The sequence below is a fragment of the Streptomyces sp. NPDC005794 genome (assembly GCF_042871445.1).
In the GTDB taxonomy this organism is placed as follows: Bacteria; Actinomycetota; Actinomycetes; order Streptomycetales; family Streptomycetaceae; genus Streptomyces.
Genome location: NZ_JBIAIN010000009.1, coordinates 121077 through 134679 on the forward strand (window position 1 = coordinate 121077; position 13603 = coordinate 134679).

The 13603-nt window shown below is 71.6% G+C and carries 12 protein-coding genes; 7 read left to right on the forward strand and 5 right to left on the reverse strand.

The annotated features are described in order from the left end of the window. Nucleotides 1-93: 93 nt before the first annotated feature. Entirely contained in the window at nucleotides 94-714 is a 621-nt protein-coding gene (locus ACFYQ5_RS16590) for a TetR/AcrR family transcriptional regulator (RefSeq protein ID WP_389198021.1), read from the reverse strand. 113 nt (nucleotides 715-827) lie between these two features. On the opposite strand from ACFYQ5_RS16590, the gene ddaH reads away from it, so the two are divergent. Continuing rightward, the gene (gene ddaH, locus ACFYQ5_RS16595; protein ID WP_389198022.1) at nucleotides 828-1715 is read left to right on the forward strand and encodes a dimethylargininase; all 888 of its coding nucleotides are present in this window, start codon (nucleotides 828-830) and stop codon (nucleotides 1713-1715) included. A 341-nt stretch (nucleotides 1716-2056) separates the two neighbouring features. Further along, nucleotides 2057-2440 carry a hypothetical protein gene (locus tag ACFYQ5_RS16600; protein WP_389198023.1) on the forward strand — a complete coding sequence of 128 codons (384 nt, stop codon included), beginning with the start codon at nucleotides 2057-2059 and terminating at the stop codon, nucleotides 2438-2440. Nucleotides 2441-2545: 105 nt separating this feature from the next. On the opposite strand, the gene ACFYQ5_RS16605 is transcribed toward ACFYQ5_RS16600, so the two are convergent. Together ACFYQ5_RS16605 and ACFYQ5_RS16610 are read right to left on the reverse strand one after the other, a co-directional pair. Further along, entirely contained in the window at nucleotides 2546-3550 is a 1005-nt protein-coding gene (locus ACFYQ5_RS16605; RefSeq protein ID WP_389198024.1) for a small ribosomal subunit Rsm22 family protein, read from the reverse strand. A 202-nt stretch (nucleotides 3551-3752) separates the two neighbouring features. Continuing rightward, complete coding sequence (locus ACFYQ5_RS16610) at nucleotides 3753-5147, reverse strand: Bcr/CflA family multidrug efflux MFS transporter (RefSeq protein WP_389198025.1); 1395 nt, start codon at nucleotides 5145-5147, stop codon at nucleotides 3753-3755. Between the two features lie 86 nt (nucleotides 5148-5233). On the opposite strand from ACFYQ5_RS16610, the gene ACFYQ5_RS16615 reads away from it, so the two are divergent. After that, nucleotides 5234-6241 (forward strand): Gfo/Idh/MocA family protein, encoded by a 1008-nt coding sequence (locus ACFYQ5_RS16615; RefSeq protein ID WP_389198026.1) that lies wholly within the window; start codon nucleotides 5234-5236, stop codon nucleotides 6239-6241. Nucleotides 6242-6264: 23 nt separating this feature from the next. Here the strand turns inward: ACFYQ5_RS16615 and ACFYQ5_RS16620 are convergent, their stop codons facing one another. Continuing rightward, nucleotides 6265-7932 (reverse strand): alkaline phosphatase D family protein, encoded by a 1668-nt coding sequence (locus ACFYQ5_RS16620; RefSeq protein ID WP_389198027.1) that lies wholly within the window; start codon nucleotides 7930-7932, stop codon nucleotides 6265-6267. Nucleotides 7933-8074: 142 nt separating this feature from the next. Here ACFYQ5_RS16620 and ACFYQ5_RS16625 point away from each other — a divergent pair, with 142 nt between their 5' ends. The 3 genes from ACFYQ5_RS16625 (at nucleotide 8075) to ACFYQ5_RS16635 (ending at nucleotide 10456) form a co-directional block, all read left to right on the forward strand. Next, nucleotides 8075-8830, forward strand: coding sequence for an SDR family oxidoreductase (locus ACFYQ5_RS16625; protein WP_389198028.1), 756 nt, complete (start codon nucleotides 8075-8077; stop codon nucleotides 8828-8830). 137 nt (nucleotides 8831-8967) lie between these two features. Next, on the forward strand, nucleotides 8968-9432 hold the full coding sequence (locus ACFYQ5_RS16630) for a lamin tail domain-containing protein (RefSeq protein WP_389198029.1): 465 nt from the start codon (nucleotides 8968-8970) through the stop codon (nucleotides 9430-9432). A 169-nt stretch (nucleotides 9433-9601) separates the two neighbouring features. After that, a complete protein-coding gene (locus tag ACFYQ5_RS16635) occupies nucleotides 9602-10456 on the forward strand; it encodes a PhzF family phenazine biosynthesis protein (RefSeq protein WP_389198030.1) in 855 nt (284 codons plus the stop codon). A 38-nt stretch (nucleotides 10457-10494) separates the two neighbouring features. Here the strand turns inward: ACFYQ5_RS16635 and ACFYQ5_RS16640 are convergent, their stop codons facing one another. Then, on the reverse strand, nucleotides 10495-12450 hold the full coding sequence (locus ACFYQ5_RS16640; protein WP_389198031.1) for a serine/threonine-protein kinase: 1956 nt from the start codon (nucleotides 12448-12450) through the stop codon (nucleotides 10495-10497). A 225-nt stretch (nucleotides 12451-12675) separates the two neighbouring features. Between ACFYQ5_RS16640 and ACFYQ5_RS16645 the strand changes: the two genes are divergently transcribed. Beyond that, nucleotides 12676-13500, forward strand: coding sequence for an SAM-dependent methyltransferase (locus ACFYQ5_RS16645; RefSeq protein ID WP_389198032.1), 825 nt, complete (start codon nucleotides 12676-12678; stop codon nucleotides 13498-13500). Nucleotides 13501-13603: the final 103 nt, after the last annotated feature.

Genomic DNA, 13603 nt, shown 5'->3' on the forward strand with positions numbered 1-13603 from the left:
CCTCGGGTGGCCAGAGTTCTCAAGCGGGGTACGCGGACCGTTGCACGGAGGTAGCCGCACTCGTACGGAATGTCATGAAACGCACCTTCGGATTCATGGCCGGACGGTCAGCCCCCGCAGGGCGTGGTCGACGACGGCGTCCGCGTACGCGTGGGTGAGCGGAAGCGTCCTCAGCAGCCAGCGGTGGGCGAGCGGGGCGATCAGCAGCTCCAGCGCGATACGCGGATCGACGTCCGCCCGCACCTCTCCGGCCTCCTGGGCGGCACGCAGGCGTGTGACGTACAACTGGAGCTGGGGTTCGAGCAGGTTCTCGACGAATCGGGCCCCGAGGGCCGGATCGATGATGCCCTCGGCGGTCAGGGCCCGGGTGGGCGCCTCGGTCACGGGGTCGTTCAGTTCGTCGACCGTGGCCCGCAGGACCAGCTTGAGGTCGGCCGCCAGGTCGCCGGTGTCGGGGATCCCGTACTCGCCGCCCTCGCCGGCCTCCTCCGCCTGCCGGGCGCCCATGTCGAGGAACGCCTCCATGAGCACGGCCGCCTTCGACGGCCACCAGCGGTAGATCGTCTGCTTGCCGACCCCGGCCCGGGCGGCGATACCCTCGATCGTCGTCCTCGCGTAACCCACCTCGCCGACGAGTGCGAGAGCGGCGTCGCAGATCGCACGGCGGGAGCGGTCACTGCGACGGCTTGAGTCGGGGGACTTGTGAGCTGACATCCGGCCATCCTAGAGGCCGACGGTCCGATACGTATCGTCTTGTCCGGCTCGCCCCGCCCTCCCGCGAAACCACCCGAACGGATCACAGCGCAACGGCCCCGGCTCGGCGCACCATGAGCTACGCACACACCCCGTGCGCATCCCACCGTTCCGCGGCCGCGGCCGCCGTTCGTGAGGAGCCTGCATTGACCCGTGACGCCACCCCTCGTCGCTACCTGATGTGCGCCCCGGCCCACTTCCAGGTCACGTACTCCATCAACCCGTGGATGGACCCGTCGAAACCCGTCGACCTGCCCCTGGCCACCACCCAGTGGGAGGACCTGCGCGACCGCTACCGAACCCTCGGCCACACCGTGGAGCTCCTCACCCCCCGCCCCGACCTGCCCGACATGGTGTTCGCGGCCAACGGGGCCACCGTGGTCGACGGCCGCGTGCTCGGCGCCCTGTTCGCCTACCGGGAGCGGTACGCGGAGGCCGAGGCGCACCGGGAGTGGTTCCGCGCCCACGGCTACACCGAGATCCATGAGCCGGCCCATGTCAACGAGGGCGAGGGCGACTTCGCCGTGACCGCCTCGTACCTGCTGGCAGGGCGGGGCTTCCGGTCCAGTCCGCTCTCCCACGACGAGGCCCAGGAGTTCTTCGGGCGCCCGGTGATCGGCCTCGATCTGGTGGACCCGCGCTACTACCACCTGGACACGGCGCTGTGCGTCCTCGACGAGGCGGCCGACGAGATCATGTACTACCCCGGGGCCTTCTCCCCGGGCAGCCGGTCCGTGCTGGCCCGGCTCTTCCCCGACGCGCTGCTGGCCGAGGAGGCGGACGCCGCCTCGCTGGGCCTCAACGCGGTCAGCGACGGCCGCCACGTGCTGCTCCCGCAGGCCGCCGTGGGGCTCTTCGACCCGCTGCGGGACCGGGGCTTCGAACCGGTCCCGATGGATCTGGGCGAGCTGCTCAAGGGCGGTGGCAGCGTGAAGTGCTGCACCCAGGAGCTGCGGGGCTGAGCCGGCGGCGTGGAGGGGGCCCACGCTCTCGGCACCTGACAGCGGAGAGCACACGGCGCTCCGGGGGGGGCGGCCGCCGGCCACCTGGTGACAGCCCCTCCGGCACACCGGCCGGGCCCGCCCATGGCCCCGGAGCGCCTGGAAGTCTCCAGGGCCCACACGTCGGGCACCTCCAGGGAGAGCTGTCCGGTGGAGCCCTTGGCCTGGAAGCAGAAATCGCCCGTACGGGATCAGAACGTGATCTGGTTGAGCCTGGACTGGAAGAACGTCACTTTCTACGATGTGAACGGCAAGGCCATTCCCCATGCCGATGTCCCCGAGCCGAAGTGGTGAGCACCCGGATGACTGGTGAACCGACGGGCGTCCTTTTCCGCTCGGACCGGTACTTCAAGGTGTGGCAGTACAGCGTGGGCCACTGCCGTCTCCTGCTGCGCAGCACGCGGGACAGGCCGCCGGCCACCCGCGTCGAGGTCCACTTCGCGGGCGTGGGGCTGATGCTGCTGCGCCCGACCTACCAAGGCCTGACCGTGAGGCGCGCCACGGAGGAGGAGAGCCGCACGATCGTCCGCGATCACGGGATCGAACTGAAGGAGGGCCAGTACGTCTTCGCCCTCGGCGAGGACGTGTCCTCCGGCTTCGTCGTCTCCGCGCCGCCGCAGTGGCACGAGAACGAGGGCGGAGTGGACGACCCCTCGTGGTTCGGCCACATGGTGGGGACCCGCTGAGACCCCCGCACGGACGGGTGCGGGCCCCGGCCCGCACCCGTCCGTGCTCGTACCTGGGCCCGCTCCGCTCACGGCGGCGGGTCCACCTGAGCCGCACCGGGCACCTCAGCCCTCCGATGTGTCCGCCGGCGGCCAGGCGTCGCCCCAGTCGGTGTCCCGGGCGGCACGGTAGAGCTCGCCGTGCCGCTTGGTGACCGTGGCGCGCCGGAGGCCCTCGTCCTTCGTGCACAGCTCCAGCAGCACCTGTCCCTTGCGGATCTGCGGCCTGCGGGTGACCCGTTCACGTGCCGGTTCGGTGGGGAAGCGGGTCGCCACGACGTAGCTGAACTTCTCGTCCTCGTGGCTGAGCGAGCCGCCCTTGACCTGGCGGTGCAGGGACGAGCGGCTGACCCGCGCCGAGAAGTGGCACCAGTCCTTGCCCCGCTCGATGGGGCAGGCGTCGTCGTGCGGGCAGGGCGCCGCGACGCTCATTCCGGCACCGATCAGCCGTTCACGGGCCTCGATGACACGGTCGTAGCCGTCGGGGGTGCCGGGCTCCACGATCACCACGGCCTGCGCGGCCTCGGCCGCGGTGTCCACGACAGCGGCCCGGTCCTTCGGCGCGAGTTCCTTGAGTACGTACGAGACGGTCACCAGGTCCGTGGGCGCCGGAGCCGGTGACGCACCGATCCTCGCCCGCTCCCAGCGGGCGGCCCGCAGCGCGGGGATGCCGGAGGCCTCGGCCAGTTCACGGCCGAGTGCCAGGGCGGGCTCCGCCCAGTCCAGGACCGTGGTGCGGGGCCCGTCCTCCCAGGCCCCTGCGACCGCCCAGCTCGCCGCGCCCGTGCCGCCCCCGATGTCGGTGTGGGTGGCGGGCACCCAGTCCGGCGCGGCCTCGCGGAGGGCGGCGAGGCAGGACCGTGCGGCCTCGAACGTCGCGGGCATCCGGTACGCGGCGTACGCGGCGACGTCCGAGCGGTTCCGCAGGATCGGGGCGTCGGTCGGGGTCGTCCCGCGGTAGCTGGCGATCAGCCGGTCGACGGCCTGCGCGGCCTGCGTCGGGGGCAGTCCGTCGAGCAGGGCGGCCAGCGCCGCACGCAGGGCGTCCGCGGTGGGGAGGGTGGCGTTCACCGCCGAATTGTAGGCGCAGCTCCGGCGTCGGCGTGTTCCGCTGGGCGGACCGCAAGGACCGGCCGCATCTGCTGGGCCGTCCGCGCGTGGGCTGAACCGGCCGGGCCTCCGTGCGGCGACAACCGGGGCGAGCGGGTACGCGAAAGCCCGGGCGGATCGTCCGGCCCGGGCCTCGTACGCGGCTTGCCCGCTCGCGAACCTCTCAGCCCTTGACGACCGGCTCCCGCGCGGCTCGCGTGTTCTGCCACGGCCGGCAGAGCGCCAGGAAGCACACCACCGAGGCCAGGGCGCAGACGACCTGCACCACGGCCATCGGCACGGCGGTCTGTTCACCGGCGATCCCGACCAGCGGTGAGGCGATGGCACCGATCAGGAACTGGGTCGTCCCCAGCAGCGCGGAGGCCGAGCCGGCCGCGTGCCTGGTGCGCATCAGGGCCTGGGTGTTGGTGTTGGGCATCGCCAGGCCCATCGCGGACATGAGCACGAACAGTCCGACGGCGACGGGCAGCAGGCCGACCTCGCCGAAGACCCCGGAGGTCATCAGCAGCAGGGCGATCGCGGCCACGGAGATCACGGCGAGGCCGAAGCCGAGCGCCTTGTCCAGGCTCACCCTGCCGACGAGCAGCTTGCCGTTGATCTGGCCGACGGCGATCAGCCCGATGGAGTTGACCCCGAAGAGCAGGCTGAAGGTCTGCGGGGAGGCCCCGTAGATCTCCTGTACGACGAACGGCGAGGCGCTCACATAGGCGAAGAGCGCCGCGAAGGCGAGGCTGCCCGCGATCATGTAGCCGGTGAACACCCGGTCGGCCAGCAGTCCGCGCATGGTGCGCAGCGCGTCGCCGACGCCGCCGGTGTGCCGCTCCGTCGCGGGGAGTGTCTCGTGCAGCCACTTCCAGACGACGAGGGTGAGCAGGATGCCGACGCCGGTGAGGACGACGAAGATGCCGCGCCAGTCGGTGAACTGGAGCACCTGGCCGCCGATCACGGGCGCGATGACGGGTGCGACTCCCGAGATCAGCATCAGGGTGGAGAAGAACCGGGCCATCTCGTCGCCGTCGTAGAGGTCACGGACGACGGCCCGGGAGATCACGATGCCGGCCGCGCCGGCCAGGCCCTGGAGGAGGCGGAAGCCGATGAGGAGTTCCGCGCTGGGCGCGACGGCGCAGATCGCGGTGGCGATCACGTAGACGACCATGCCGATGAGCAGCGGGGTGCGCCGTCCCCAGCGGTCGCTCATGGGGCCGACGACGAGCTGGCCGAGTGCCATGCCGGTGAGGCAGGCGGTCAGGGTGAGCTGGACCGTGGACGCCGGTGCGTGGAGGGCGTCGGTGACCTCCGGAAGTGCCGGGAGGTACATGTCCATCGAGAGGGGCGGCAGTGCGGTGAGCCCGCCCAGCACCAGCGTGACCAGGAGTCCGGCCCGCCGTGCGGTGGTCGTGGAGGTGGCCGGGATGCCCGGCGTGGGGGTCGTGGAGGCGGCCGGGGCACCCACTGCGGTGGGGGTGGTGGTGGCCGTGGCGCCCTGTGCGGCGCCCTTGCTGCTCGTCGGTATGTGCTCGTGGTCTTGCTGGGCCCGGCTCGCGCCGCTGTCCGGCATCCTCGTCTCCGCTTCGTTGAATCCGCATCTATGCTCTCAGGTCAGTCGTAGTGGTCGATACCTTTTTCGGGTGAGGGCGGACGGGCATGAGCGGGACTGTGCGTTGGGGAGTTCTGGCGACGGGCGGCATAGCCGCGACGTTCACGGGGGACCTGCTGGCCATGAAGGACTCCGGGGCCGAGGTCGTGGCGGTGGCGTCCCGCGCGGAGACCTCCGCGCGGGCGTTCGCCGAACGGTTCGGGATCGAGCGGGCGTACGGCAGCTGGGCGGAGCTCGTCGCCGACGACTCCGTCGATGTCGTCTACGTCGCCACCCCGCACTCGGCGCACCGGGAGGCGGCCGGGCTCGCCCTGGAGGCCGGCAAGCACGTGCTGTGCGAGAAGGCGTTCACCCTCAATGAGCGTGAGGCCCGGGAGCTGGTGGATCTGGCCCGGGAGCGCGGGCTGTTCCTGATGGAAGCCATGTGGACGTACTGCAATCCGCTCATCCGCCGGATGACCGAGCTGGTGCGGGACGGTGCGATCGGCGAGATCCGCACGGTGCAGGCCGACTTCGGCTTCGCGGGCACCTTCGGGGCCGAGCACCGGCTGCGCGATCCCGCGCTGGGCGGCGGCGCGCTGCTGGACCTCGGGGTGTATCCGGTGTCCTTCGCGCAGCTGCTGCTGGGCGAGCCGGACCGGGTGCAGGCGGACGCGCTGCTGTCCCCGGAGGGCGTCGACCTGAACACCGGGATGCTGCTGGGCTGGGACTCGGGTGCCACGGCACTGCTGAGCTGCTCCATCGTCGGGGACCTGCCGACCGTCGCGTCGGTCACCGGCACGGCGGGGCGGATCGACTTCCCGCAGGGCTTCTTCCACCCGGAGCACTTCGTCCTGCACCGGCCGGGCCGGGAGCCCGAGAAGATCTCCACGGGTCCGGGGCCGCAGGGCCTTTCGGGCATGCAGTACGAGGCGGCCGAGGTGACGCGCGCGCTGCTGGCGGGCGAGAAGGAGTCCCCGCTGGTGCCGTTGGAGGGTTCGCTCGCCGTGATGCGGACGCTCGACACGGTGCGTGACCGGATCGGCGTCCGCTATCCGGCGGACGAGCGCGGCTGACCTCGCGCGGGCCGGGTGCCGGGTTACGCGGGGGTGAGCCCCGGGTTCCCGGCCTCGGTCACGAAGGTGGCGGCCGTGGTGACGGGAGCGCCGGGCGTGGTGACCGCCGACACCGTACGGAACTCGGCGCGCGCCTGCTCCGTCCCGAGGGTGACGAGCGCGTAGCCACGGCGGCCGTTGTAGAACTTCATGTGCGGGTTGGCCTGGGTCAGGTTGTTCCAGTTGGCCGGCTTCTCGGCTCCGTCCTTGCCACTGGTGATCGAGGTGGCCACGATCTCCGTGCCGACGGTCCGGGACGCCGGGTCGTCGAAGTCCTTCTTGAGGTCGAAGCCGTAGCCGACGTGCACGTCGCCGGTCAGGACCATCAGGTTCTCGATCCCGGCGGCCTCCGCCCCGTCCAGGACCCGCTGCCGGGAGGCGGGGTAGCCGTCCCACGAGTCCATGGACAGCTTGTAGGCGTCGGTCGGCACGTCGCGCCGCTGGGCGAAGGTGACCTGCTGGGGCACGACGTTCCACCGGGCGTCCGAGGTCTTCCAGCCGTCGAGCAGCCAGCGCTCCTGGGCGGCGCCCGTCATGGTGCGCGACGGGTCCTCGGACTCCGGTCCGGGGACCTTCCAGCCGTCGCCGTACGCCTGGTTGCTGCGGTACTGGCGGGTGTCGAGGATGTCGAACTGGGCGAGCCGGCCGAAGCGGAGCCGGCGGTAGAGCCGCATGTCGGGGCCGGTGGGGCGCTGCGGGGTGCGCAGCGGCTGGTTCTCCCAGTACGCGCGGTAGGCGGCGGCCCTGCGCAGCAGGAACTCCTCCGGCGGGACGCTGTTCTCCGGGGTGTCGCCCGCGTAGTTGTTCTCGGTCTCGTGGTCGTCCCAGGTGACGACGAAGGGGTGCGCGGCGTGGGCAGCGCGCAGATCGGGGTCGGACTTGTAGAGGCCGTACCGCATGCGGTAGTCCTCCAGCGTCAGCGTCTCCCGGTTGTAGTGGTCCGGCAGGACGCGGTCGGTGTACGCGCGGGCCCCGCCGACGGAGGTGACCGCGTACTCGTAGAGGTAGTCGCCGAGGTGGAAGACCACGTCGACGTCCTCGTCCGCGAGGTGCTGGTAGGCGGTGAAGTAGCCGTCGTGGTACGCCTGGCAGGAGACGGCGGCCAGGGTCAGGGAGCTGTTGCGGGCGCCGCGGGCGGGTGCGGTGCGGGTGCGGCCGGTGGGGCTGATCCAGGTGCCGGCGCGGAAGCGGTAGTAGAAGCTCCGGTCCGGGTCGAGGCCGTCCACGTCCACGTGGACGCTGTGCCCGAACTCCGGGTGGGCGGTGGTGGCTCCGCGCCGGACGATCCGGCTGAAGCGTTCGTCGTGGGCGATCTCCCAGCGGACCTGGACGCGCTCGGCGGGCAGCCCGCCGTCGGCCTCGTAGGGGCGGGGCGCGAGTCTCGTCCACAGGAGCACGGAGTCCGGCAGCGGGTCGCCGGAGGCCACACCGAGGGTGAAGGGGTCCTCGGTGATCTTCCGGGCGTCGAGCTCGGCGGCGGCGGCGGTACCCGCGCCGGGGAGGTTGACCGCGAAGGCCAGCGCGGCGGCGGCACCGGTGACGGTGAGGAAACGGCGGCGGTCGACACCGGACCCGAACCGCTGCGCTGCACGGCGGAGCTCGGCGGAATGGCCGTGCTGGCCGGGCGTCCTGCTGATCTGTGCGGGTGTCATGTGCCCCTCCCCTGCCGGATGTTGTCAGAGGCATTGGAGTGCGGGGCGACGACCTGCCGTTGGCGGGTACACCACATCCTTATGGCGGTGCGATGAGCACCGGGTGCCGGCCGCCGCGAAACCTCCCGTACGCTGCCGGGCCATGAACGCTGAGCAGAGAATCGCTGTCGTCACAGGTGCGGGATCGGGAATCGGAAGGGCGGTCGCCCTCACTCTCGCGGGTGCGGGCTGGACCGTGGCCCTGGCGGGGCGCCGTGCCTCGGCCCTGGAGGAGACGGCCGCCGCGGCGGCCCCGGGGGCCGCCGTGTGCCTGCCCACCGATGTGAGCGCCCCGGACGGAGTGGCCGCGCTCTTCGCTTCCGTACGGGACCGCTTCGGCCGGCTGGACCTGCTCTTCAACAACGCCGGGACGTTCGGGCCGCGTTCGACGCCGGTCGAGGACCTCGCGTACGAGGACTGGCGGGCGGTGGTGGACGTCAACCTGACGGGGACGTTCCTGTGCGCGCAGGCGGCGTACCGGCTGATGAAGGAGCAGGACCCGCAGGGCGGCCGGATCATCAACAACGGCTCGGTCTCGGCCCACGCGCCGCGTCCGCACTCGATCGCCTACACGGCGACGAAGCACGCGGTGACCGGCCTGACCAAGTCGCTGTCGCTGGACGGGCGGCCGTACCGGATCGCCTGCGGGCAGATCGACATCGGCAACGCGGCGACCGACATGACGGAGCGGATGAGCACGGGCATCCTCCAGGCCAACGGTGAGACGGCCGCCGAGCCGGTCATGGCGGCGGACGACGTGGCCCGGACGGTCCTGCACATGGCGGAGCTGCCGCTGGAGGCCAATGTGCAGTTCGCGACGGTACTGGCGACGGCCATGCCGTACGTGGGCCGGGGCTGATCCATCACGGTCCACGCCTGCCCGGAACTCGTCCCCGAATGACGGAACTTGCGGGTTTCCCGTTCCGGGTCCGGGCAAGCGCGTGCTGCCCGTATGCTACGGACCTTCACCGGATGACCACAGAAGGAACACACAGCATGCGCATACGCACCGCCGCGCCTCTGGCCCTGGCCGCCGCCACCGCACTGGCCGGCTCGCTCCTCGTCACGGCCCCGGCCTCGGCGGCCTCCCACCAGGGCGGGCTGCACCTCGGCAAGATCCAGTACGACAGCCCCGGCAAGGACACCCGGACGAACACGTCCCTGAACGCCGAGTTCGTGGACATCCACAACAACGGCACGTCCAAGCTGCAGCTCAAGGGCTACAAGCTGAAGGACAACACCGGATACACCTACACGTTCCCCGGCTTCACCGTCGCCGCCGGGAAGACGGTCCGGGTCCACACCGGCAAGGGCAAGAACACCGGGGCCCACGTGTACTGGAACCGCGGCTCGTACGTCTGGAACAACACCGGCGACAAAGCCCGGCTGATCAAGCCGAGCGGTGCGCTCCTGGACTCCTGCTCCTGGGGCAAGGGCACCGGTGTGAAGGCCTGCCACTGACCGCAGTGAGAGTGGCCGCCGCGGCCGGGGGTGCCGCGGGAGCGGCCGGCGGGTGGTCCGGGGGATCAGGAACCCGGACCACCCTTGCGGACAACGCCCCGGCAGCCCTCGGGAGCGCTCGACGGCCCCGCCGGGAATGCGTGTCCCCGCCCCTCTGTTGACACGCGGCATGAGCTCACTCTCCGGCACCGAGGTCCTCCGCTACACCGCCTTCTCCGCCGACCCCGACGGGGGCAACCCGGCAGGAGTCGTCCTGGACGCGTCCCGGCTCGGCGACAGCGAGATGCTCGCCGTCGCGGCGGAGCTGGGCTACAGCGAGTCGGCGTTCCTGAGCGCGCCGGACGGCCGCGGCGGACACACCGTCCGTTACTTCAGCCCGAAGGCCGAAGTCCCCTTCTGCGGCCATGCCACGGTCGCCGCCGCCCTCGCGCTCGCCGAGCGGGACGGGCCGGGCGATCTGGTCTTCTCGACCCCGGCCGGCACCGTCCCGGTCACCGTCACCCGCGAGGGCGACGAGCTCCGCGCCACCCTCACCAGCGTCGAGCCGCACACCGAGGGCATCGCCGCCGACGACCTGGCGGAGGCCCTGGCCGCGCTGGACTGGCCGGCCGCCGACCTGGACCACGGCCTGCCGCCCCGCATCGCCTACGCGGGCGCCCGCCACCTGGTGCTGGGCGCGGCGAGCCGGGAACGCCTCGCCGACCTCTCGTACGACTTCGCCCGCCTGGAAGCCCTCATGCACCGGCTCGACCTGACGACCGTCCAGCTGGTGTGGCGGGAGTCGGCCACGGTCTTCCACGTCCGCGACCCGTTCCCGGTCGGCGGCGTCGTCGAGGACCCGGCCACCGGCGCCGCGGCAGCCGCCTTCGGCGCGTACGCACGCGAGTTCGGCCTCGTCCCGCACGACACGGTCCTCACCCTGCACCAGGGCGCCGACATGGGCCGCCCCGGCACCCTCACCGTCGAACTGCGCCCCGGCGACCCCCGGATCAGGGTGAGCGGGACGGGGACCCGCATCGGCTGACGGGCCGGGCGAGGGGCAGGGACGGCCGCCCCGCCGCCTCAGCACGAAGTCAGCTTCGGCTCCTTCGGCGCCGACTGCTTCATGATCGGCTGCAGGTGCAGGGAGTAGGTCCCGGCCCACTGCGAGGCTCCGCCCCGGGGCTTCGCCATGATGTCCGCCAGCGCTCCGCACACCTCCCGGTGCAGCACCTTCTCGTCGTCCCCCTGCGCGATCGCCACTCCGTAGCCCTCCTTCGAGCCCCCGAGGCTGTCGAGCGCTTTCGTCTGCTCGGCGTACTTGTCGGCGAGCCCGGCGACGATGACGTCGTCCGTGGCCACCGCGTAGACGGGGGACTTCGGATTCAACAGAGCCTTCACACAGTCCTCGTAGCCGGCGCGGAGGTCCATCTGGTCGCCCAGCCCCTCTTTCTTGATCCAGGGCACGTAGACCGACTCCCTCGCGGTGCAGACCTCCGCCGTGGGGTCGTCCTGGAGGTCGCTGAGATCGTTGTACGGCCGCTTCTCGCGCACCAGGAGCCCCTTGAGCGCCTCGAAGTAGGGACCGGCGAACTTCACCTTGTCCTCCTTCTCGCGCTGCTCACTGATGCTGTACGTGGCCAGCACCAGGTCGACCCTCCCGGCGTTCAGCAGATCGCTGCGGTTACCGGAGTTCACGCTGACGAACCGCACCTGGTCGTCCTCGAAGCCCATGTGCCGGGCGATCTTCATGGCCAGGTCGACCTCCAGCCCCTCGTAGTCGTCGCCGGACTTCACACTCAGCCCGGGCTGGTCGGCTTTGACTCCCACGCGCAGGATCTCGTGGGTGTCACCGAACCTCGACCGCTCCGTCTCCCCGGCCTCGGCGGCCCCCTTGCCCGTCCCCGACCCGCCCGTCGACGCTGCGTCGCTCCCCCACTGCCCCCAGGCGAAGAGTCCTCCGCCGACGAGCAGCGCCGCGCAGACGACGGCAGCGGGGATCTTCCACCGGTCCCGGCCGGACGCCTCGGGCCGGGCGGCTCCCGCGAGTCCGGCGGGCCGCGCGCCGACGGGTCCCGCGGGCCCGGCAGGCGGGGGCCCCGAAGGCTCCGGCGTGCTCGCGGGCGCCGGCTCCGCGGGCTTCGCCCGGACGGCCGGGGTGTCCAGCGCGGCGACGTCCTGGGTCACGGCCTGCAGCATCCGGTCCGTCTCGGCGGCGTCCGGGCGGCGTGCGGGGTCCTTCTCCAGCAGTGCCTCGATCAGTCCGGCGAGCGGGCCCGCGTACCTCATGGGCGGTACCGGCGACTCATGTACGGCGATGAGGACTTCGAAGGTCCCGCCGCCGTCGAAGGGGCGTTTCCCCTCCACCATCTCGTAGAGCGTGACGCCGAGCGCCCACAGGTCGGACGCGGTGGAGGCCGGGCGCGGGTTGTCCGGTGTGTGGCTGAGCAGCTCGGGTGCGAGGTACTGCGTCGTCCCTATGATCTCGTGGGAGCGGGTCACCTGTGCCGCGCCCTCGAAGGTGGCGATACCGAAGTCCATGAGGAGCGCGCGCCCGTCGGGGCGGAAGAGGATGTTGTGGGGCTTCACGTCGCGGTGCAGTACGCCGGACTCGTGCACGGCGGCCAGGCCGCGCAGCACCTGCAGGCCGATCCTCGCGGCGTGCGGAACGGACAGCTGCTGCTGCTCGCGCAGCAGGTCGGCGAGGGAGCGCGAGTTGAGCAGCTCCATCACGATCCAGACCTGGTTGCCGTCCTCGATCACGTCGTGCACGGCGACCACGTTCTGGTGGCCGATCCTGGCGATGGCCTGCGCCTCACGGCGTGCCCGGCTCACCCAGTTCGCCTGGGCCTCGGCGCTCGCCACTCCGGGATAGAGCAGCCCCTTCACGGCCACCTTGCGGTCCAGGCTCGTGTCCAGGGCCTCCCAGACCACCCCCATCCCACCGCGCCCGAGCTGGCGCAGCAGCCTGTACCGGCCCGCGATCATCGTGCTCGGCCCGTCCTCCGGACCACTGCCGCCCGTTCTCTCGCTGTCCATCCGACCCCCAAGACGTGATGACCGATATGAGCGGTAACTCTAGACTCCGGTCCGCCACTTCCGTGCTGCGTAGCCCGGTGGTGACAACCAGCGCGCCGCCCCGTGACATACCTCCCGACCGGGTTGTCCTTTCCGTGCCTCCTGGGCCGACTCGCTTGTCCGCGCGACCTCTTATGCTGCCGTCAGATCGATCAACCACTCGGAGCCGGCCCGCGGAGGCCGGGCATGTCCGCATCGGAGAACGGGACGGCGATGGCACCCATGGACATCGACACCAGCAAGCCGCACCCGGCGCGGCTGTACGACTGGTACCTCGGCGGCAAGGACAACTATCCGGTGGACGAGGAGCTGGGCAGGAGATTGACCGCCTTCGCTCCTGTCATCCCCGTCATGGCCCGTATGAACCGGGCGTTCACCCACCGGGCCACCCGATGGCTGGCCGGTCAGGGGATTCGCCAGTTCCTGGACATCGGCACCGGGATCCCCACCGAACCCAACCTCCACCAGGTGGCGCAGACGACCGTCCCGGACGCCCGGGTCGTCTACTGCGACAACGACCCCGTCGTCCTCAGCCACGCCCAGGCCCTGCTGAACGGGACTCCTCAGGGTGCCCTCGGCTACGTACAGGCCGATGCCCGGGAGACCGGCCGCATCCTGGCCGAGGCCGCCGAGGTCCTGGACTTCGACCGGCCGGTCGCCCTCTCCCTGAACGCGCTGCTGCACTTCCTGAGCGACGAGATGGGCGCCTACGAGGTGGTGGAGCGGCTCACCGCCGCGCTGGCACCCGGCAGTCACCTGGTGATCTCGCACCTCACTCCGGACTTCCACCCCGAGGAGGCGTCCCAGAAGGTCCGCGACATGTACCGGGCCAACGGGCTCACCCTGGACATGCGCGACCGCGACCGCTTCGCCCGCTTCTTCGACGGGTTCGACCTGGTCGCCCCCGGCATCGTGGCCGCCGAGGACTGGCACCCGGAGCTCGGTGAGCCGGTCCCCGGCCAGGAGAGCGCGCACAGCGGGGAGTACGTGGCGGTGGCCCGCACGTCCTGATCCCCGGGTCCCGGCCGGGGTCCTCGCTCACACGGGCAACGGCCGGCACCTCTCCGGCGGCCTCCACCCGCGCCGCCCGGTGCGCCGGTCGGGCTGCCGCCGG